This window comes from Micromonospora sp. A3M-1-15, assembly GCF_024213425.1.
GTDB classification, from domain to species: domain Bacteria; phylum Actinomycetota; class Actinomycetes; order Mycobacteriales; family Micromonosporaceae; genus Micromonospora; species Micromonospora chersina.
Window position 1 is genome coordinate 185,358 of the sequence record NZ_JANAVK010000005.1, and the last position, 22,327, is coordinate 207,684.

Here is a 22,327-nt window from a genome sequence, read left to right on the forward strand (position 1 = left end):
CCGCGCAGCCCGGCCGGTTCGCCGTCGGCGTGGGACTCGCTGAGCACCAGGTCCAGGTCGAGGCCGCGGACGGCCTGCTCGCCGAAGAGCGGGGTGACCCGCAGGCCGGGCAGCTCCAGCGTGGCGGTGCCCCGGGTGGAGAACAGGTCGGCGGTCTCCACGGTGGCCATCACCTGGAACAGCGGCTGGCGGGCCAGCGAGCGGGCCGGGGCCAGCTCCTCCACCAGCTTCTCGAACGGCACGTCCTGGTGGCCGAACGCGTCCAGGGCGGTCTCCCGCACCCGGTCGAGCACGTCCAGGAAGGTCGGGTCGCCGGTCAGGTCGACCCGGATGACCAGGTTGTTGACGAAGCAGCCGACCAGGTCGTTGAGGCCCTCGTCGGTACGTCCGGCGACAAGCGACCCGAGCGGCACGTCGCGGCCCGCGCCCAGGCGGGACAGCAGCATGGCGGTGGCGGCGTGCAGCACCATGAACAGGGTCGCGCCGTGCGCGCGGGCCAGCTCCAGCAGCCGCCGGTGGGTGTCGGCGGGCAGGCTCAGCTCGGCGGTGTGCGCCCGGTAGGAGGGGGTGACCGGGCGGGGCCGGTCCACCGGCAGCGGCAGCTCCTCGGGCGCCCCGGCCAGGGTGCGCCGCCAGTACGCGACCTGCTCGGCGACCAGGCTCTCCGGGTCGTCCTCGTCGCCGAGGACCTCCCGCTGCCAGAGGGCGTAGTCGGCGTACTGGACGGGCAGCGGGGGCCGGTCGGCGGCGTGGCCGGCGCGGCGGGCGGCGTACGCGCCGGCCAGGTCGCGCAGCAGCGGGCCCATCGACCAGCCGTCGGCGGCGATGTGGTGCACCACCAGCACCAGCACGTGCTCGGTCGGGGACACCGCGAAGAGCCACGCGCGCAGCGGGATCTCCCCGGCCAGGTCGAAGCCGTACGCCATGGCCCGGTCGACCTCGGCGGAGAGCCGGTCGGCGGCGACGTCGACCACGGACAGCGCGAAGCCGGTCGCGTCAAGCGGCAGCACCTGCTGGACCGGCTCGCCGTCGTGCAGCGGGAAGATCGTGCGCAGCACCTCGTGCCGGTCGAGGACGTCCCGTACCGCAGCGGCCAGCGCCGCCCGGTCGAGGTCGCCGTCGAGGCGCAGGGCCACCGGGATGTTGTAGGTGGCGCCGGGCCCCTCCAGCTGCCACAGGAACCACAACCGGCGCTGCGCGAACGACAACGGGACCATCAGTTCTCCTCCTGCTTGCGCATGGGCCGCAGCGCCGGGCGGGCTTTCCTCGCCGGGCGGGCCTGGGACGCCAGCCAGGCGGCGAGCCCGGCCGGCGTGGGGTTCTCGAACAGCACCCGGATCGGCACGTCCACGCCGCTGGCCGCGTGCACCCGGCTGGCGAGCCGGGTCACGAGCAGCGAGTGGCCGCCGAGGGCGAAGAAGTGGTCGTCGGGGCCGACCGCGGGCAGGCCGAGGACCTCGGCGTACGCGGCGCAGGCCAGTTCCTCCTGCGGGGTGGCCGGTGCCCGGCCGGCCGCCGCGCCCCAGTCGGGAGCGGGCAGCGCCGCGCGGTCGACCTTGCCGTTGACGGTCAGCGGCAGGGCCGCCAGCGTCACGAACGCGGCGGGCAGCTGGTAGGCGGGCAGGCGTTCGGCCGCGTAGCCGCGCACCTCGGCGGTCAGGTCGGCGGACGCCGGGTCGGCGGGGACCAGGTAGGCGACCAGGCGCGGGTCGCCGGGTACGTCCTCGCGGGCCACCACGGCGGCATGGGCGACGCCCGGGTGTCCGGTGAGGACGGCGGCCACCTCGTCCGGCTCCACCCGGAAGCCGCGGATCTTGACCTGGTCGTCGACCCGGCCGGCGAAGGTGAGCCGGCCGTCGGCGTCCCAGCGCACCCGGTCGCCGGTGCGGTACATCCGCTCCCCCGGCTCGTACGGGCAGGCCACGAAGCGTTCCGCGGTGAGGGCGGGCCGGCCGGCGTAGCCGCGGGCGAGGCTGGCCCCGGCGACGTACAGCTCACCGGGCACGCCGACCGGGACGGGGGCGAGGGTGTCGTCGAGGACGTACACCCGGGTGTCGAGGATCGCCGCGCCGATGTCGGGGGCGTCGTCGGGGCGCAGCGGGGCGGACATGGTGGCGCAGACCGTGGTCTCGGTCGGCCCGTACGCGTTGACGAAGCGGCGGCCGGGCGCCCACCGGGCCAACAGGTCCGCGCCGAGCGCCTCCCCGGCGGAGACCAGCATGGTGACCGGGTCGAGGTCGCCGGGGCGGGACGCGGCCAGCACGGCCGGCGGCAGGGTGGCGTGGGTGACCCGGTGCCGGGCCAGCACGCCGGCCAGCCCGGCGCCGGGCAGCAGGTCGTCGGCGGGGGCGGTGACCAGGGCGGCGCCGGTGCCGAGCGCCATCACCAGTTCCCAGACCGCCGCGTCGAAGCCGATCGAGGCGAACTGGAGCACCCGGCTGTCCGGGGTGACGCCGAGGCGTTCCACCTGGGTGGTGACCAGGGCGGCCACGCCCCGGTGGGTGACCAGCACGCCCTTGGGGCGGCCGGTGGAGCCGGAGGTGTAGATGAGGTACGCCGGGTGCTCGGGGCGCAGCGGGGCGACCGGGTCGGGGGCGGTCGGGTCGAGGTCGGCGAGCGCGGCGTCGGTCCCCGGGTCGCCGAGCACGGTGACCGGCAGGTCCGCGCCGGCGGGCAGCACGTCGCGCCGCTGGGGGCTGGTCAGCACGTGGACCGGGCGGGCGTCGTCGAGCAGGTACGCCACCCGGGCGGCCGGGTGGGCCGGGTCGACGGGCAGGTAGACGCCGCCGGCCTTGACCACGGCGAGGAACGCGACGACGAGGTCGACCGAGCGGTCCAGCACCACGGCGACCACGGACTCCGGCCCGACGCCACCGGCCACGAGCAGCCGGGCCAACCGGTTGGCGCGGGCGTCCAGCTCGGCGTACCCGATGGTGGTGTCGCCGGCGTGCAGCGCGGCGGCGTCCGGGCGGCGGGCGACCTGCGCGGCGACCAGCTCGGGCACGGTGGCCGGCGGCACGCCGCGCCGGGTGGCGTTCCAGTCGACGAGCAGCCGCCGCCGCTCGGCCGGGTCGAGCAGGTCGACCCGGCTCAGCGGCCGCTGCGGGTCGGTGAGCACGGCGTCGAGGAGGCGGACCAGCCGCTCCGCGAGACCGGCCACGGTGGACCGGTCGAACAGGTCGGTGCGGAACTCCAGCACGCCGCCCAGCCCGGCGGGGCCGCCCCGCTCGTCGTGCCGCTCGGCGAGGGTGAGGGTGAGGTCGTAGCGGGCCAGGCCGTGCGCGGCGGGCTCGGCCGCCACGGTCAGCCCGGGCAGCCGGGGTTCGGCGTCGGGGGCGTTCTGCACGGCGAGGGCCACCTGGAACAGCGGGTGCCGGGCCAGGGACCGCTCCGGGACCAGCCGTTCCACCACGTCCTCGAAGGGCAGGTCCTGGTGGGCGTACGCGGCGAGGTCGGTGGCGCGGACCCGGCGCAGCAGCTCGGTGAAGCTGGGGTCGCCGGAGACGTCGGTGCGCAGCACCAGCATGTTGACGAAGAAGCCGACCAGGTCGTCGAGGGCCTCGTCGGTGCGCCCGGCCAGCGCGGTGCCGATCGGCACGTCGGTGCCGGCGCCGTGCCGGCTGAGCAGGGCGGCGAAGGCGGCCTGGAGGACCATGAAGACGGTGACCCGTTCCGCCGCGGCCAGCTCGACGAGCCGGCGGTGCAGCTCCGCGCCGAGCTCCACCGGCACCTCGTCGCCGTGGTGGCCGGCCACCGTGGGGCGGGGCCGGTCGGTGGGGAGCGGGATCTCCTCCGGGATGCCGGCGAGGGCGTCCCGCCACCAGGCGAGCTGCCGGCTGCGCGGGCTCTCCGGGTCGTCGGCGGCGCCCAGCAGCTCGGCCTGCCAGAGGGCGTAGTCGGCGTACTGCACGGGCAGCGGCGACCACTGCGGCGCCCGTCCCTCGGCGCGGGCCGCGTACGCGGCGGAGACGTCCCGGGTGAGCGGGGCCATCGACCAGCCGTCGGTGGCGATGTGGTGGATGACCAGGACGAGGACGTGCTCGGTGGGGGCGAGGGCGAACAGCCAGGCGCGGACCGGGATCTCGGTGGCCAGGTCGAAGGCGTGGCCGGTGACCCCGGCGACGGCGTCGGCCAGCCCGTCCGGTCCGACCTCGGCGACCGGCAGGTCGACGTCGGCCTCGCCGGCCGGGAGCACCCGCTGGTACGGCTCGCCGTCGTGGGTGGGGATCACGGTGCGCAGCGCCTCGTGCCGGCCGACCACGTCGCGCAGCGCGGACCGCAGCGCGGCCACGTCGAGGGCGCCGGTGAGCCGCAGCGCCATGGTGTTGCTGTAGCTGGCGGTGCTGCCCTCCAACTGGCCGACGAACCAGAGCCGGCGCTGCGCGGAGGACAGTGGCGGCCGCTCGGGTCGTTCCCGGGCGGTCAGCGGGAGCCGGCCGGGGGCGGCGCGGTGCAGCCGGCGGGCCAGCCGGGCCGGGGTGAGCGACTCGAAGAGCGCCCGGATGGAGACCTCGGCGGCGAGCGCCGAGCGGATCCGGCTGACCAGCCGGGTGGCGAGCAGCGAGTTGCCGCCGAGGGTGAAGAAGTCGTCGTCGACGCCGACCCGCTCGACGCCGAGGACCTGCGCGTACGCCTGGCAGATCAGCTCCTCGTACGCGTTCGCCGGCGCCCGCCCGCCGCCCTCGGCCACCTCGGCGGCCGGGACGAGCACCGCCCGGGTGGCCGGCGCCGGGGTCTGCACCGGCCCGACGTCGACGGCCGTGACGGGCAGCTCGGGGGTCCGGTCGAGCGCGGCGGTGAGCTGGTCCAGCGCGGTGTGCAGCAGCGCGGCGACCCGGTCGGCGTCGGCGGGCGCGACGGCGTCGACGGTGACCGCGAAGCCGGTGCCGTGGTCGTCGACGGAGACGGTGACGGGATAGTTGTTCCGTTCCTCGGTGAACAGGGTCCGCACGCCGCTGAGCGGGTCGTCGGGGTCGACGGCGGGCGGCTGCGCGTGCCGGTAGTTGAACAGCGAGCTGAACAGCGGCGCCTGGGCGGGCAGGCCGCTGGCCTGCTGGGCCACCGCGAGGGGGGCGTGCTCGTGGGCGACGAGTTCGGCGAGCCGGTGCCGCACCTGGGTGAGCGCGTCGGCGACGCCGGCGCCGGCGAGCCGAACCCGGACCGGCAGGGTGTTCATGAACAGGCCGGGCACCCGGTCGGCGCCGCTGCTCAACCGGCCCAGCAGGACGGTGCCGAAGACCACGTCGTCGCGGCCGGCGACGGCGGCGAGGACCCGGGCCCAGGCCAGGTGGAACAGGGTGGCCGGGCTGACCCCGTGGGTGCGGGCGGTGGCGCGCAGCCGGTTGGCCAGGCCGGCGTCGAGGGCGGTGTGGGCGCGCCCGGCGTCGCTGCCGTCGCCGTGGATGTCGACCAGGCCGTACGGGGCGGTGGTCCAGGTGACGTCGCCGAGCAGGCCGGCGAAGTACCGTTCGTGCTCGGCGCGGGACACCCCGAGCCGGGCCTCGGCCACGAACCGCCGGAACGGCACGGGCGCGGGCAGTTCCTCGGCGCGGCCGGCGAGGAACGCACGGACCTCGTCGAGCACGACGTCCCGGGCCGTGTGGTCCTGCACGAGGTGGTGCATGCGCAGCAGCGCCAGCCAGCCCGGCCCGTCCGGCTCGGCGGCGACGTGCACGGTGAGCAGCGGCGCGCGGTCCAGCTCCAGCCAGCCGCCGGCGGCGGCGCGGAGCTGGTCGACGGGGTCGCCGCCGGGGTCGAGGGTGACCTCGGTGACCGGCAGCTCGGCGCGGCGCCACACCACCTGGACCGGTTCGGGCAGGTCCTGCCAGGCGACGGCGGTGCGGTAGGCGTCGTGCCGGTCGACCACCCGCTGGAGGGCGGCGAGGAAGCCGTCGAGGTGGGCCCGGTCGGTGAAGCCGAGCACGGTGGGCAGCACGTAGACGTCGTCGCCGTCCCGGTCGGCCATGAGGTGGTGGAAGAAGATGCCTTCCTGGAGCGGCGCCAGGGGGTAGATGTCGGCGACGTTGGCCGCCCCGCCGGGCACCCGGGCCACCACGGCGGCCAGGTCGGCGTCGGTCAGGTCGACAAGCGGCACCATGGCCGCCGTGACGGCCTCGGCGCCCTCCGGGATCCGCCCGTCCGGCACGACGACTGTCGCGCCGTCCGCGGCGGCGGCGAGGCCCGCCGGGGTCGGGCTGACGAAGAGGGTACGCACGGACACGGTGATCCCGTGCCGGCGCAGGTGTTCCACGAGGGAGACGGCGAGCAGCGAGTGCCCGCCCAGGCCGAAGAAGTCGTCGTCCACCCCGACCCAGGGCAGGCCGAGCACCTCGGCGAACGCCGCGCAGACCAGTTCCTCCCGCGCGTCGGCGGGCGCCCGCCCGCTTCCGGCGGCGGCCCGCGGCGCGGGCAGGGCGGCCCGGTCGAGCTTCCCGTTGCCGGTCAGCGGCAGGCTGTCCAGCTCCACGAACGCGGCGGGCACCAGGTAGCCGGGGAGTCGCCGCGCGGCGTGCTCCCGGACCGCGTCGGCGACCGGCGCGCCGGCCTCGACGGGGACGAGGTAGGCCACCAGGCGCTTGTCGCCCGGGGTGTCCTCGCGGACCAGCACGGCGGCCTGCGCCACGGCGGGGTGGGCGGCGAGCACCGCCTCCGCCTCGCCGGGCTCGACCCGGTAGCCGCGGATCTTCACCTGGTCGTCGGCGCGGCCGACGAAGACGAGCGTGCCGTCCGGCGTCCAGCGGACCTGGTCGCCGGTGCGGTACATCCGCCCGCCGTCGAACGGGCAGGGCACGAAGCGTTCGGCCGTCAGGGCGGCGCGGCCAAGGTAGCCGCGGGCCACACCGGCCCCGGCCACGTACAGCTCGCCGGGCACCCCGACCGGGACCGGCTGGAGCCGGTCGTCCAGGACGTAGACCCGGGTGTTGTCGAGGGGGCGGCCGATGGGCAGGACATCGCCGACCTGGGCGGGGTCGGTGACCTCGTGCTGCGTGGCGCACAGGGTGATCTCCGTGGGGCCGTAGAGCTGACGGACCCGGACACCCGGGTTCGCGTCCAGGACGCGGCGGATCGCCTGCGCGGGCACCACGTCGCCGCCGGTGAGCACCTCGCGGAGCCCGGCGAAGCAGGCCGGGTCGCGGTCAGCCAGCACCCGCAGCAGCCCCGCGGTCACGTGCACGTGGGTCAGGTCGTGGCCGGCGACGAGCGCCCGCAGGCGGGCGGCGTCGATGGACTCCGGCGGCGCCACCACCACGGTCCCACCGGACAGCAGCGGCACCCAGATCTCGTAGTCGGAGGCGTCGAAGGCGTGCGGCGCGTGGAACAGCACCCGCGGGGTTCCACCCCAGCAGCGGTCCAGCGCGAGGCGCACCAGGTCGCGGTGGGTGGTGACCACGCCCTTCGGCACGCCCGTCGAGCCGGAGGTGTACATGAGGTACGCCGCCGCCGACGGCGACACCGGGGCCGTGCCGGCATCGACCTCGGCGGCACCGGTGCGGTCGGCCACGTCACCGGCCGCCGCCGTCCCCGACCGATCGAGGTGCAGCAGCGTCAGCCCGTCGGCGCCGGTCACGAACTCGTGCCCCGCCGTCGCCTCGTGGACCAGCACCACCCGGGCGCCCGCGTCGGCGGCCACCGTCCGCATCCGCGCGACGGGCCAGGTCACGTCCAGCGGCAGATAGGCGCCGCCCGCCTTCAGCACGGCCAGCAGCGCCACCAGCAGCTCGGCGGAACGCTCCAGCACCACCGCCACCGGCGACTCCGGGCCCACACCCGCCGCGACAAGGCGGCGGGCCAGGCGCTCGGCGCGGGCGTCCAACTCCCGGTAGGACAGGGAAGCCTCGCCCCAGACCACGGCGAGCCCGTCCGGGTCGGCCGCCACCCGGGCCGCGAACGCCTCGGGCACCGACACGTCCGCCACCGGCACGGCCGTGTCGTTCCAGTCGACCAGCAGTTGCCGCCGTTCGGCCGGGTCGAGCAGGTCGACGGCGGAGATCCGGGTGTCGGGGGCGACGGCCATGGTCCGCAGCACCCGGACCAGCCGGTCGGCGATCCGCTCGGCGGTGGACCGGTCGAAGAGGTCGGCGGCGGCGAGCAGGGTGCCGGCCATCCCGGCCGGCGTCCCGTCCGGGCCGAGCGCCTCGGTCATGCTGAGGTCGAGGTCCACCTTGGCCGGCACGTCGCCGGTGGTGAGCGGGGTGGCGCGCACGCCGGGCAGGTCCAGGGCCGGCCCGGCGGCGTCGCGGGTGGTGTTCTGGAGGGTGAGCAGGACCTGGAACAGCGGGTGCCGGGCCAGCGAGCGGGCCGGGGCCAGCTCCTCGACCAGCTTCTCGAACGGCACGTCCTGGTGGGCGAAGGCGTCCAGGGCGGTGTCGCGGACCCGGGCCAGGGCCTCGGCGACGGTGGGGTCGCCGGCCAGGTCGGTGCGCATGACGAGGGTGTTCACGAAGAACCCGACGAGGTCGTCGAGGCCCTGGTCGGTACGGCCGGCGACGGCCGCGCCGATGGGCAGGTCGGTGCCCGCGCCGAGCCGCGACAGCACCACGGCGAGGGCGGTCTGCACGGTCATGAAGAGGGTCACCCCGGACGCGCGGGCCAGCGCCACGAGGTCGCGGTGCAGGTCGGCGGGGACGGTCACGTCGACCGGGTGGCCGCGGTGGCTCGGTTCGGCCGGGCGGGGCCGGTCGGTGGGCAGGGCCAGTTCCTCCGGTGCCCCGGCGAGGGCCGCCCGCCAGTGGGCGACCTGCCGGGCGATGAGGCTGTCCAGGTCGTTCTCGGCGCCGAGCAGGTCGCGCTGCCAGAGGGCGTAGTCGGCGTACTGGACGGGCAGCAGGGTCCACCCGGGAGCCCGGCAGGCGTGCCGGGCCGCGTACGCGGCGGACAGGTCACGGGCGAGCGGGCCCATGGACCAGCCGTCGCCGGCGATGTGGTGCACGACCAGCACGAGGACGTGCTCGTCGGGCCCGACGGCCAGCAGCGTCGCCCGCAGCGGCGCCTGCACCGCCAGGTCGAACGGGCGCGACGCGACCTCGGCCACCGCCTCGGCGACCCGGTCGGCGGCGACCTCGACCAGATCGAGCCGCACGCCGGCCTCGGCGACCGGCAGCACCCGCTGGTACGGCTCGCCGTCGGCGACCGGGTAGACGGTCCGCAGCACCTCGTGCCGGTCGAGGACGTCGCGTACCGCCGCGTCGAGGGCGGCCCGATCCAGGTCGCCGGTGAGCCGCAGCGCCACCGGGATGTGGTAGGTGGCGCTGGTCCCGTCGAGCTGGGCCAGGAACCACAGCCGGCGCTGCGCGAAGGAGAGCGGGACGCGCTCGGGGCGTACCCCTCGGGTGAGCGCGGCCCGGCCCCGGTCGGCGCCGGCCAGCCGGGCGGCGAGCGCGGCGGGGGTGGGCGCCTCGAAGAGGGTCCGGACGGTGACCTCCACCTCGAAGACCGTGCGGACCCGGCTGACCAGGCGGGTGGCGAGCAGCGAGTGCCCGCCGAGGGCGAAGAAGTCGTCGTCCACGCCGACCGCGGCCCGGCCCAGCACCTCGGCGAAGATCTCGCAGAGCAGTTGTTCGTGGACGGTGGCGGGAGCCCGGCCGGAGCCGCCGCCGGCCAGGTCGGGGGCGGGCAGCGCGGCCCGGTCGAGCTTGCCGTTGACGGTCAGCGGCAGCGCGTCGAGAGCCACGAACGCGGCCGGGACGAGGTAGCCGGGCAGCCGCTCGGCGGCGTATTCCCGCACGGTGTCGGCGATCGGCGCGCCGGCCTCGGCGGGCACCAGGTAGGCGACGAGGCGCTTGTCGCCGGGGACGTCCTCGCGGACCAGCACGGCGGCCTGCGCCACCGCCCGGTGGGCGGCGAGCACCGCCTCGACTTCGCCCGGCTCGACCCGGAAACCGCGGATCTTCACCTGGTCGTCGGCGCGGCCGGCGAAGACCAGACGGCCGTCGTCGTCCCACCGCACCCGGTCGCCGGTGCGGTACATCCGCCCGCCGGAGCCGAACGGGTCGGCGACGAACCGCTCGCCGGTGAGCCCGGGCCGGCCGGCGTAGCCGCGGGCCAGGCCGGCGCCGGCGACGTACAGCTCGCCGGTGACCCCGACCGGCACCGGGGCGAGCGCGTCGTCGAGGACGTAGACGCGGGTGTTGTCCAGCGGCCGGCCGATCGGCAGCACGCCGCCGACCTGGCCGGCGTCAGCGACCTCGTGCTGGGTGGCGCACAGGGTGACCTCGGTGGGGCCGTAGAGCTGCCGGACCCGGACGCCCGGGTTGGCGTCGAGGACCCGGCGGACCGCGCCGGCCGGGACCACGTCGCCGCCGGTGAGCACCTCGCGGACCCCGGCGAAGCAGGCCGGGTCCTGGTCGGCGAGCACCCGCAGCAGGCCGGCGGTGACGTGCACGTGGGTGAGCGCGTGCCCGGTGACCAGGGCGCGCAGCGCGGGGGCGTCGACCGCCTCGGGCGGCGCGACGACCACCGTGCCGCCGGAGAGCAGCGGCACCCAGATCTCGTACGAGGAGGCGTCGAAGGCGTGCGGGGCGTGGAACAGCACGCGGGGCGTCTCGCCCCAGCACCGGTCGGCGGCCAGGCGCACCACGTCGCGGTGGGTGGTGAGCACGCCCTTCGGCACGCCCGTGGAGCCGGAGGTGTACATGAGGTACGCCCCGGCCGAGGGCGGCGCCGGGGCCGGCAGCGCGCCCGGGCCGTCCTCGTCGGTGTCGGCGGCGACGACCGCCGCGCCCTCGGCCGCGGCGGCGGTGACGAAGTCGTGCCCGGCGGTCGGCGCGTGCACCAGGACCACCCGGGCGTCCGCGTCGGCGGCGACGGCCCGCATCCGGGCCGCCGGCCAGGCGACGTCCAGCGGCAGGTAGACGCCGCCGGCCTTGAGCACGGCCAGCAGCGCCACGATCAGCTCGGCGGAGCGTTCCATGACCACCGCGACCGGCGTCTCGGGGCGGACGCCGGCGGCGACCAGCCGGCGGGCCAGCCGGTCGGCCCGCTCGTCCAGTTCCCGGTACGACAGCGCGTCGGCCCCGGCCACGGCCACGGCGTCCGGGTCGGCGGCCACCCGCCGGGCGAACGCCGCGGGCACCGGCTCGTCGGCGACCGGCGCCCCGGTGGCGTTCCACTCCTCGACCACCTGGCGCAGCTCGGCGGCGTCGAGCACCTCCACGGCGCCGAGCGGGGTCTGCGGCGCCTGTTCCAGCGCGGCGGTGAGGCTGTCCAGGCAGGTGAGCAGCAGCGAACCGACCCGGGTCGGGTCCGCCGGGGCGACCGCCTCGACGACCAGGGCGAAGTCGGTGCCGTCGTCGTCGACGGAGACGACCATCGGGTAGTTGGTGTTGTCCCGGTGCAGGACCGCCGTGACCCCGTCCAGGCCGGCGCCGGGGTGCCCGTCGGTGGGCAGGTTGTGCCGGTAGTTGAACAGCGAGGTGAACAGCGGGGCGGCGGCGGGGACGCCGCTGGCGCGTTGGGCGAGCGCGAGGGGGGCGTGCTCGTGCACGAGCAGGTCGGCGAGCTGGTCGCGCAGGGCGGCCAGCGCGTCGGCGACGCCGTGCCGGGCGAGCCGGACCCGCACGGGCAGGGTGTTGATGAACAGGCCGGGGGCCCGGTCGGCGCCGGCGCCGGCGTTCATCCGGCCGAAGAGGATGGTGCCGAAGACCACGTCGTCGCGGCCGGCGAGTGTGCCCAGCAGCCGCGCCCAGGCCAGGTGGAGGATCGTGGCCGGGCTGACCGCGTACGCCCGGGCCAGCTCCCGGACCCGGGCGGTGAGCGCCCGGTCGGCGGTGAGCTGCACCTGGACGGCGGTGGTGCCGTCGTGGTGGGTGTCGGTGAGGCCGTAGGGGGCGGTGGTCTCGGTGACGTCGCCGAGCAGGTCGGTGAAGTACCGTTCGTGCTCCTCGCCGGACACCCCGAGCCGGGCCCGGGCGACGAACTCGCGGAACGGCAGCGGCGGCGGCAGTTCGTCGGCGCGGCCGGTGAGGAAGGCGCGCAGCTCGTCGAGGACCACGTCGAAGGTGGTGTGGTCCTGGACGAGGTGGTGGATGCGGAGCAGCAGCAGCCAGCCGCCGCCCGGGGCGGCGGCCACGTGGGCGCGCATCAGCGGGGCGGCGCCGAGGTCGATCCGGGTGCCGGCGGCGGCCAGCAACGCCTCGACCGGGTCCGCGCCGGCCGGGTCGAGGGTGACCTCCTCGACCGGCAGGTCGGCGTGGCGCCACACCACCTGGACCGGTTCGCGCAGCCCGTCCCAGACCACGCTGGTGCGGTAGATGTCGTTGCGGGCCACGAGGTGGCGCAGCGCGTCCAGGAAGGCGTCCAGCCGGTCGCGGGTGTCCAGGTGCAGCACGTACGGCAGGGCGTAGACGTCGGTGTCGTCGTCCATCAGGTGGTGGAAGAAGATGCCCTCCTGGAGCGGGGCCAGGGGGTAGACGTCGGCGATGTTGGCGGCGCCGCCGGGCACGGCGGCCACGACGCGGGCCAGCTCGGCGTCGGTGAGGTCGACGAGCGGAAGCATGGCCGGGGTGAGGGCGGTGGCGCCGTCGGGGATGAGGTTCGGCGGCACCTGCACCCGGTGCGGTTCGGCGACCGCGGCCAGGCCGGCCGGGGTGGCGGTCTGGAACAGGGCGCGCACCGGCACGCCGAGCCCGCGCCGGCGGAGCTGTTCGACGAGGGCGATGGCGAGCAGGGAGTGCCCGCCGAGGGCGAAGAAGTCGTCATCCACGCCGACCCGCTCCAGGCCCAGCACCTCGGCGAAGGCGGCGCAGAGCAGCTCCTCGGCGGTGGTGGCCGGGGCGCGGCCCGTCGTGGCGGCGGTGTACTCGGGGGCGGGCAGGGCGCGGCGGTCGAGCTTGCCGTTGACGGTCAGCGGCAGCGCGTCGAGCAGCACGAGGGCGGCCGGCACCATGTACGCGGGCAGCCGCTCGGCGGCGAAGCCGCGGACCGCCTCGGCGAGCCCGTCGGTGGCGGCGCCCTCGGCGGGCACCAGGTAGCCGACCAGGCGGGTGTCGCCGGTGTCCTGCCGGGCCACCACGGCGGCCTGCCCGACGGCCGGGTGGTCGGCGAGGACGGCCTGGATCTCGCCGGGCTCGATCCGGAAGCCGCGCACCTTGACCTGGTCGTCGGCGCGGCCGGCGAAGACCAGCCGCCCGCCCGTCGTCCACTTCGCGCGGTCGCCGGTGCGGTACATCCGGCCGCCCGGCGCGCCGAACGGGCAGGCCACGAAGCGCTCGCCGGTCAGGCCGGCCCGGCCCACGTAGCCGCGGGCGAGCTGGGCGCCGGCCACGTAGACCTCGCCGGCCACGCCGGCCGGCACCGGCCGGAGGCGCTCGTCGAGGACGTACACCGACAGGCCGGGCAGGCCGCGGCCGATCACGCTGCCGGCGTCCCCGTCGGCCGGCTCCAGGGCCTGGTAGGTGACGTGCACCGTGGTCTCGGTGATGCCGTACATGTTGACCAGCCGCGGCCCGGAGTCCCCGTGCCGCGCCCACCAGTCCGCCAGCCGGGCCGGCTCCAGGGCCTCGCCGCCGAAGACGACCGCGCGCAGCGCCCCGTCGCGGAGCACGTCGGAGTCCATGAGCTGGTAGAAGGCGGACGGGGTCTGGCTGAGCATGGTGACCCGCTCGCGGACCAGCAGGTCGGCGAACTCCTGCGGGGAGCGGGAGACGGCGTACGGCACCACGACGACGCGGCCGCCGTGCAGCAGCGCGCCCCAGATCTCCCAGACCGAGAAGTCGAACGCGAACGAGTGGAACCAGGACCACACGTCGTCCGCGCCGAACCCGAACAGGTCCTCCGTCGCGGCGAACAGCGCCACCACGTCGCGGTGCGGGATGAGAACCCCCTTCGGGGCGCCTGTCGACCCGGACGTGTAGATCACGTACGCCGGGTGCCCGGGGCGCAGCGGGGCGGCCCGGTCGGCGTCGGTGACCGGCGTGCCGGGCAGGCCGGCCAGCGTCTCGCGTACCGCCGGGTCGTCGAGGACCAGCGGCGGCACGCCCGCCGGGACGGCCCCGGCGGAGGCCGTGGTGGTGACCGCGCAGACCGCGCCGGCGTCGGCGAGCACGAAGCCGATCCGCTCGGCCGGGTACGTCGGGTCGACGGGCAGGTAGCCGGCGCCGGCCTTGAGCACGGCCAGCAGCGCCACCACCAGGTCGGGGGTGCGGTCCATGAGCACGCCGACCAGGGACTCGGGCCCGATGCCGCGCGCGACGAGCAGCCGCGCCAGCCGGTTGGCCCGGTCGGCGACCTCGGCGTAGGTGAGGTGCCGGCGGTCGAAGGAGAGCGCGACCGCTTCCGGCGCCCGGGCCGCCTGCGCGTCGAAGAGATCCGGCAGCGTGCGGTCCGCCACCGGCACGGGGGCCGGATTCCAGGCGGTGAGCAGCCGGCCGCGCTCGTCGGCGTCGAGGACGTCGACGGCGTCCAGCGGGGTGTCGGGTCGGTCGGTCAGCGCGGCGACGATCCCGGCCAGGGCGGTCCGCAGCAGCGCGCAGACCCCGTCGGCGTCGACGGGCCCCTCGACCACCAGGTCGAAGCCGGTCCCGTCGTCGTCCACGGCGACGGTGACCGGGTAGTTGGTGAGGTCGCGGGCGGAGACCACGGTGATGCCGGGCAGGGCGGCGCCGGCCTCCTCGGCGCTGACCTGGTTGTGCCGGTAGTTGAAGATCGACGTGAACAGCGGGCTGCCGCCGGGCACGCCGCTGGCCGCCTGGGCGACGGCGAGCGGGGCGTGCTCGTGCACCAGCAGGTCGGCGAGCTGGTCGCGCAGCGCGGCCAGGGCGTCGGCGACGGTGCGGCGCAGTCCCACCCGCACCGGCAGGGTGTTGATGAACAGGCCGGAGACGCGGTCGGCGCCGGCCCCCGCGTTCATCCGGCCGAACAGGACGGTGCCGAAGACCACGTCGTCGCGGCCGGCCAGCACCCCGAGGACCCGCGCCCACACCAGGTGGAACAGGGTGGCGGGGCTGACCCCGAGGGTCCGGGCCAGGTCGCGGACCCGGGCGGCGAGCGCCGGTTCGACCGTGCGCCGCCCCTGGACGTACGCGGCGCCGTCGCCGTGCACGTCGAGCAGGCCGTACGGGGCGGTGGTCTCGGTGACGTCGCCGAGCAGGTCGGCGAACCAGCGCTCGTGCGCGGCGCGGGACACGCCGAGCCGGGCCTGGGCGACGAACTCGCGGAACGGCACCGGGGTGGGCAGCGTGTCGCCGCGCCCCTCCAGGTAGGCGTGCAGTTCGTGCAGCAGCACCTCGAGGGCCGTGTGGTCCTGCACGAGGTGGTGGATGCGGACCAGCACGAGCCAGCCGTCGCCGCCGGGTTCGGCGGCCACGTACGCGTCGACAAGCGGCGCGCGGCGCAGCTCCATCCAGCCGCCGGCCGCGGCGAGCAGCGCCTCGACCGGGTCGGCGGGGTCGACGGTGACCTCGCGGACGGGCAGGTCGGCGCGGCGGACGACGACCTGGACGGCCTCGCGCAGCCCCTCGTGGACGATCGCGGTGCGGTAGACGTCGTTGCGGTCGACCACCTGCTGGAGGGCGGCCAGGAAGGCGTCGAGCCGCTCGCGGCTGTCGCAGCGCAGCACGGTCGGGGTGACGTAGACGTCGGTGCCGTCCCGGTCGGCCATGAGGTGGTGGAAGAACAGCCCCTCCTGGAGCGGGGCGAGCGGGTAGACGTCGGCCACGTTGGCGGCCCCGCCGGGCACGGCGGCCACGATCGTGGCGACCTCGGCGTCGGTGAGGTCGACCAGCGGGAGCATGGCCGGGGTGAGCGCGGTGGCGCCGTCGGGGATGAGGTTCGGCGGCACGGCCACCGTCCCGGGGCCGGCGGCGGCGGCCAGTCCGGCCGGGGTGGGGGCGGTGAACAGGGCGCGGACGGAGACGGTGACGCCCCGCTGCCGCAGCCGCTCGACGAGGGAGACGGCGAGCAGGCTGTGCCCGCCGAGGGCGAAGAAGTCGTCGTCGACGCCGACCCGGTCGAGGCCGAGGACCTCGGCGAACGCGTCGCAGAGCAGTTCCTCGCGGGCGCTGGTGGGCGCCCGGCCGGCGCCGGCGGCGTACCGGGGGGCGGGCAGCGCCCTGCGGTCGAGCTTGGCGTTGACGGTGAGCGGGAACGCGTCGAGGAGCACCACGGCGGCGGGCACCATGTACGCGGGCAGCCGCCCGGCGGCGTGCGCCCGCAGCGCCTCGGCCAGCCCGTCCCGCCCGGCCCCGTCGGCGGGTACGACGTAGCCGACGAGCCGGATGTCGCCGGGAGTGTCTTCGCGGGCGACCACGGCGACCTGGGCGACGTCGGGGTGCTCGGCCAGCACGGCCTCGACCTCGCCGGGCTCGATCCGGAACCCCCGGATCTTCACCTGGTCGTCCGCGCGACCCGCGAAGACGAGTTCCCCACCGGCGGTCCAGCGGACGCGGTCACCGGTCCGATACATGCGGGCGCCGGGCTCGAACGGGCAGGCCACGAACCGCTCCCCCGTCAGGCCGGCCCGCCCCAGATAGCCGCGCGCCAGCCCGGAACCGGAGACGTACAACTCGCCGGTCACCCCGGCCGGCACCGGGTTCAGCGCGTCGTCCAGCACATAGGCGCGGGTGTTCGCGATCGGCGAGCCGATCGGCACGGCACCACCCGGCAGGTCCGCACGGCAGCGCCACACCGCGGCGTTGACGGTCGTCTCCGTCGGCCCGTAGCTGTTGAACATCACCCGACCGTCCGCCGTCCACCGCTGAACCAGCTCCGGCGGGCACGCGTCACCACCCACGTCCAACACGAACGACGGATCCAGGGCGTCGTCCGGGATGGTCGCCACCACCGCCGGCGGCAGCGTCGCGTGGGTGACCCCGTACTCGTTCAGGAACGCCGCGAAATCCGCACCCAGACGCCGCTCCGGCGGCACCGTCACCAGCGCCGCACCCGACAGCAGCGCGAGGAGCCACTCCTCGCAGAACATGTCGAAACCCACCGACGCGAACTGCGCCACCCGACTACCGGGACCCACCCCGAACCGGCCATGACTCGCCGACAGGTTCACGAACCCCGCGTGCGACACCACCACACCCTTCGGCCGGCCCGTCGACCCCGACGTGTAGATCACGTACGCCGGATGACCCGGCAGCAGCGGCGCCGACCGGTCCGCGTCGGTGAGCGGGGTCGGGTCGAGCGCGGCCAGCGCGGCCACGGTCGGCGGGGCGTCCACGACGAGGACGGTCGCCACGTCGAGCGGCACCCACGGGGCGGTGCGGAGCTGGGCGAGGACGGCCGCCGGCCGGGCGTCGGACAGCACGTGGCCGATGCGTTCGCGCGGCTGGTCGGGGTCGATGGGCAGGTACGCGCCGCCGGCCTTGAGCACGCCGAGGATCGCCACGAGCAGGTGCGGGGAGCGTTCCAGCATGAGCGCGACCACCGACTCCGGTCCGACGCCGGTGGCGACCAGGTGCCGGGCCAGCCGGTTCGCGCGCTCCTCGACCTCCCGGTAGGTCCACTCGACGTCGCCGCCGACCAGCGCGACCGCGTCCGGGGTACGGGCGGCCTGGGCGCTGAACAGCGCGGGCACGAGGCCGTCCGGCACCGGCACGGCGGTGGCGTTCCAGTCCCGCAGGATGCGGTCGAGCCGCGCGGGGTCGAGCGGGTCGACCGTGCCGATCGGGGTGTCCGGGGCGTCTTCGAGGGCGGCGACCAGGTTGGCCAGGCAGGTGACCAGGAGCCGGCAGACCTCGGCCGGGTCGGCGGGGGCGGAGGCCTCGACGATCACCTCGAAGCCGTCCGGGCCCTGGTTGACCGACACGTCGAGGGGATAGTTGGTGGGTTCCTTGGTGAGCACGGCGTCGACCCCGTGGATGCCGGTGCCGGAGCGGCGGACGTCGACCTGGTTGTGCCGGTAGTTGAAGATCGACGTGAACAGCGGGCTGCCGCCGGGCAGGGCGCTGGCCTGCTGGGCGAGGACCAGCGGCGCGTGCTCGTGGGTGAGCAGGTCGGCGAGTTGCCGGCGCATCTCCCCCAGCGCGTCCCGGACGGTCCGGCCGGCGAGCCGGGCGCGGACCGGCAGCATGTTCATGAACAGGCCGGGGGCGCGGTCGGCGCCGGGGCCGGCGAACAGCCGGCCGAGCAGCATGGTGCCGAAGACGACGTCGTCGCGGCCGGACACCGCGGCCACCACCCGCGCCCAGGCCAGGTGGAACAGCGTCGCGGGGCTGACGCCGAGCGTGCGGGCCAGGACGCGGATCCGCTCGGCGAGGTCGTCGGCCACGGCGAGCTGGGCCTGCGCCGCGTCGGTGCCGTCCCCGTGCACGTCCAGCAGGCCGTAGGGGGCGGTGGTCTCGGTGACGTCGCCGAGGAGCCCGGCGAAGAACTCCCGGTGCGCCGCCTCGGGCACGCCGTGCCGGGAGTGGGCGACGAACTCGCGGAACGGCAGCGGCGCGGGCAGCCGGTCGGCGCGGCCGGCCAGGAGGGTGCGGATCTCGTCGAGCACCACTTCCAGGGAGGTGTGGTCCTGCACGAGGTGGTGCATGCGCAGCAACACGAGCCAGCCGTCGCCGGCCGGGTCGGCGGCCACGTGCACGCCGATCAGCGGTGCGCGGTGCAGGTCCAGCCAGCCGCCGGCGGCGGCGCGGAGCTGGTCGACGGGGTCGCCGCCGGGTTCCAGGGTGACCTCGGTGACCGGCAGGTCGGCGCGGCGCCACACGACCTGGACGGGCTCGCGCAGGTTCTCCCAGACGATCGCGGTGCGGTAGACGTCGTGCCGGTCGACGACCCGGCGCAGCGCGTCGAGGAACTCGTCGACCCGCTGCCGGGTGTCGGCGCGGAGCACGAACGGCATGGCGTAGACGTCGGTGCCGCCCTGGTCGGCCATCCGGTGGTGGAAGAGGATGCCCTCCTGGAGCGGGGTGAGGGGATAGACGTCGGCCACGTTGGCGGCGCCCCCGGGCACGGTGGCCACCACGGCGTCGACCTCGGCCGGGGTGAGGTCGACCAGGGGCAGCAGGTCCGGGGTGAGTGCGGTGGCGCCGGCCGGGATGGGGTTCGGCGGCACGGCCACCGCTTCGGGTCCGGCGACGGCGGCGAGCGCGGCCGGCGTCGGGCTGACGAAAAGGGTACGCACGGACACCGCCACGCCGTGCCGGCGCAGGTGTTCCACGAGGGAGACGGCGAGCAGCGAGTGCCCGCCCAGGGCGAAGAAGTCGTCGTCCACGCCGACGGCGGGCAGGCCGAGCACCTCGGCGAACGCCGCGCAGAGCAACTCCTCGCGCGCGTCGGCGGGCGCCCGCCCCGCCCCGGTGGTCGCGGCCCGCGGCACCGGCAGGGCGGCCCGGTCGAGTTTCCCGTTGCCGGTCAGCGGCAGGGTGTCGAGTTCGACGAACGCGGCCGGCACGAGGTATCCGGGCAGCCGTTTGGCGGCGTGTTCCCGCACGGTGTCGGCCACCGGCGCGCCGGCCTCGGCGGGCACCAGGTAGGCGACGAGGCGTTTGTCGCCGGGGGCGTCCTCGCGGACGAGCACGGCCGCCTGCGCGACGCACGGGTGGGCGGCCAGCACGGCCTCGACCTCACCGGGCTCGACCCGGTAGCCGCGGATCTTCACCTGCTCGTCGGTGCGTCCGGCGAACACGAGCCGCCCGTCGGCGTCCCACTTCACCCGGTCGCCCGTGCGGTACATCCGCTCCCCCGCGCCGCCGTACGGGCAGGGCACGAAGCGTTCGGCGGTCAGGGCGGCGCGGCCCAGATAGCCCCGGGCCACACCGGCCCCGGCCACGTACAGCTCGCCGGGCACACCCACCGGCACCGGTTGCAGGCGGTCGTCGAGGACGTAGACCCGGGTGTTGTCGAGGGGCCGGCCGATGGGCAGGACGTCGCCGACCTGCCCCGGGTCGGTGACCTCGTGCTGGGTGGCGCACAGGGTGATCTCGGTGGGCCCGTAGAGCTGACGGACCCGCAGGCCGGGGTTGGCGTCCAGGACCCGGCGCACGGCCTGCGCGGGCACCACGTCACCGCCGGTCAGCAGTTCCCGGATCCCGGCGAAGCAGGTCGGGTCCTGCTCGGCCAGGACCCGCAGCAGGCCGGCCGTGACGTGCACGTGGGTCAGGTCGTGGCCGGTGACCAGGGACCGGATCGCGGCCACGTCGGGCACGCCGGCCGGGGCGACGACGACGGTCCCGCCGGACAGCAGCGGCACCCAGATCTCGTAGGTCGACGCGTCGAAGGCGTGCGGCGCGTGGAACAACACCCGAGGCGTCTCGCCCCAGCACCTGTCGCGAGCCAGACCCACCACGTCCCGGTGCGTCGTCACCACGCCCTTCGGCACACCGGTCGAGCCGGAGGTGTACATGAGGTAGGCCACCGCAGACGGCGACACCGGCCCGTCGACCGCCCGGGCGGCCTCCGCGTCGGCTCCCCGAGCCGCGGCAGCGTCGCCCGTGGTGGCGTCGGCCGTGGCGTCGGCCACGGCGAGTGCGGCGCCGTCACCGGCGGCTACCGCCGTCCCCGTCAGGTCGACCCGCAGCAGCGTGAGGCCTTCGGCGCCGGTCATGAACTCGTGCCCGGCCGTCGCCTCGTGCAGCAGCACCACCCGGGCGCCGGCGTCGGCGGCCACCGCCCGCATCCGAGCGACCGGCCAGGCAATGTCCAGCGGCAGGTAGGCGCCACCGGCCTTCAGCACCGCCAGCAACGCCACCAGCAGCTCGGCCGAACGCTCCAGCACCACCGCCACCGGCGACTCCGGGCCCACGCCCGCCGCCACGAGCCGGCGGGCCAGCCGCTCGGCCCGGGCATCGAACTCGGCGTAGGACAGCGACACCCCACCGGACACCACGGCGACCCCGTCCGGGTCGGCGGCCACGCGCGCCGCGAACGCCTCGGGCACCGACACGTCCACCGTCGGGACGGCAGTGTCGTTCCAGTCGACCAGGACCTGCCGCCGCTCCGCCGGGTCGAGCAGGTCGACGGCGCCGATGCGGGCGTCCGGGTCGGCGGCCATCGCGGTGAGCACCCGGCCCAGGCAGGCGGTGAGCCGGGCGACGGTCGCCGGGTCGAACAGGTCGGCGGCCGCCGTGACCGCGCCCCGGATGCCGGCCGGCCGGCCCCGCCCGTCGTACGTCTCGCCGAGGCTGGCCTCCAGGTCGAACCGGGCGGTCGGGCGGCCGATGGTGAGCGCGTCGGCGCGTACCCCGCCGAGGTCGAGGGTGGCGCCCGTGTCGAGCGGGGCGACGACCACCTGGAAGAGCGGGTGCCGGCCGAGCACCCGGGCGGGGGCAACCTCCTCGACCAGCCGGTCGAACGGCACGTCGGAGTGGGCGAGGGCGCGCACGGCGGCGCCGCGTACCCGGTCGAGGACCTCGGCGAAGGCCGGGTCGCCGGTGAGGTCGGCCCGGACGACAAGCGTGTTCACGAAGAAGCCGACCAGGTCGTTCAGGGCCTCGTCGGCGCGGCCGGCGACGGGCGTGCCGATGGGCAGGTCGGTGCCGGCGCCCAGCCGGGACAGGGTGACGGCCATGGCGGCCTGGTAGAGCATCGGCAGGGTGACCCGGCGCCGCCGGGCCAGCGCGGCGAGCCGCCGGTGCACGTCGGCGGGGAGGCTCAGCCCCCGGGTGTGGCCGCGGTACGAGGGCTCGACCGGGCGGGGCCGGTCGGTGGGCAGCGGCAGTTCCTCGGGGGCGCCGGCCAGCGCCTCCCGCCACCAGGCGAGCTGGGTGGACAGCCGGCTGTCCGGGTCGTCACCGGCGCCGAGCAGGTCCCGCTGCCAGAGGGCGTAGTCGGCGTACCGCACCGGCAGCGGGGTCCACTCCGGCGCCCGCCCTGCGGCGCGGGCCGCGTACGCGGCGGCGAGGTCGCGGGCGAACGGCTCGCCGGACCAGCCGTCGGTGGCGATGTGGTGCACCACCACGACGAGGACGTGCTCGTCGGGCCGGACGGTGAACAGCCACGCCCGGATGGGGATCTCGGTGGCCAGGTCGAAGGCGTACGCGGCGACCCGGGCGACGGCGGCGGGCAGCTCCGCGGCGGTGATCTCGGCGGCGGGCAGATCGGCGGCGGGGGCGACGGCGGGCAGTTCGGGCGTCGGCAGGTCCCAGGGCAGCTCGGCGAAGGCGGCCAGCGGCACCGGCGGCGCGTCGTCGGCGGGCGCCACCCGGACCCGGGTGAGCGCCCAGGTCAGCTCGTCCGGGTCGAGCACCCGCTGGGCCGGTTCCCCGCCGGTCGCCGGGAAGACGGTGCGCAGCGGCTCGTGTCGCCCGATGACGTCGCGCAGTGCGGCGTCCAGCGCGGCCGGGTCGAGCCGGCCGGCCAGCCGCACGATCGTCGGGCTGTTGTACGTGCCGCTCGGCCCCTCGACCCGCCACTGGAACCAGAGCCGCCGCTGGGCGTACGACATGGG

Annotated in this window: 2 protein-coding genes (1 of these 2 running past the window's edge); both read right to left on the reverse strand. The window is 76.4% G+C overall.

Annotated features, from left to right (window positions below):
- Nucleotides 1–1,217: the 5' portion of a non-ribosomal peptide synthase/polyketide synthase gene (locus NLX85_RS24950; RefSeq protein ID WP_254339038.1), read on the reverse strand. The gene continues 25,024 nt to the left of window position 1, outside the view; only the first 1,217 of its 26,241 coding nucleotides appear in the window; it begins with the start codon at nucleotides 1,215–1,217; the stop codon falls past the left edge of the window.
- Nucleotides 1,217–22,324 carry a non-ribosomal peptide synthase/polyketide synthase gene (locus NLX85_RS24955; protein WP_254339450.1) on the reverse strand — a complete coding sequence of 7,036 codons (21,108 nt, stop codon included), beginning with the start codon at nucleotides 22,322–22,324 and terminating at the stop codon, nucleotides 1,217–1,219. Before NLX85_RS24955 ends, NLX85_RS24950 begins: the two co-directional genes overlap by 1 nt.
- Nucleotides 22,325–22,327: the final 3 nt, after the last annotated feature.

Bases quoted from the DNA above. Each gene is read 5' to 3' on its own strand.
- NLX85_RS24955 (WP_254339450.1), bottom strand. From the start codon at position 22,324: ATGTCGTACGCCCAGCGGCGGCTCTGGTTCCAGTGGCGGGTCGAGGGG.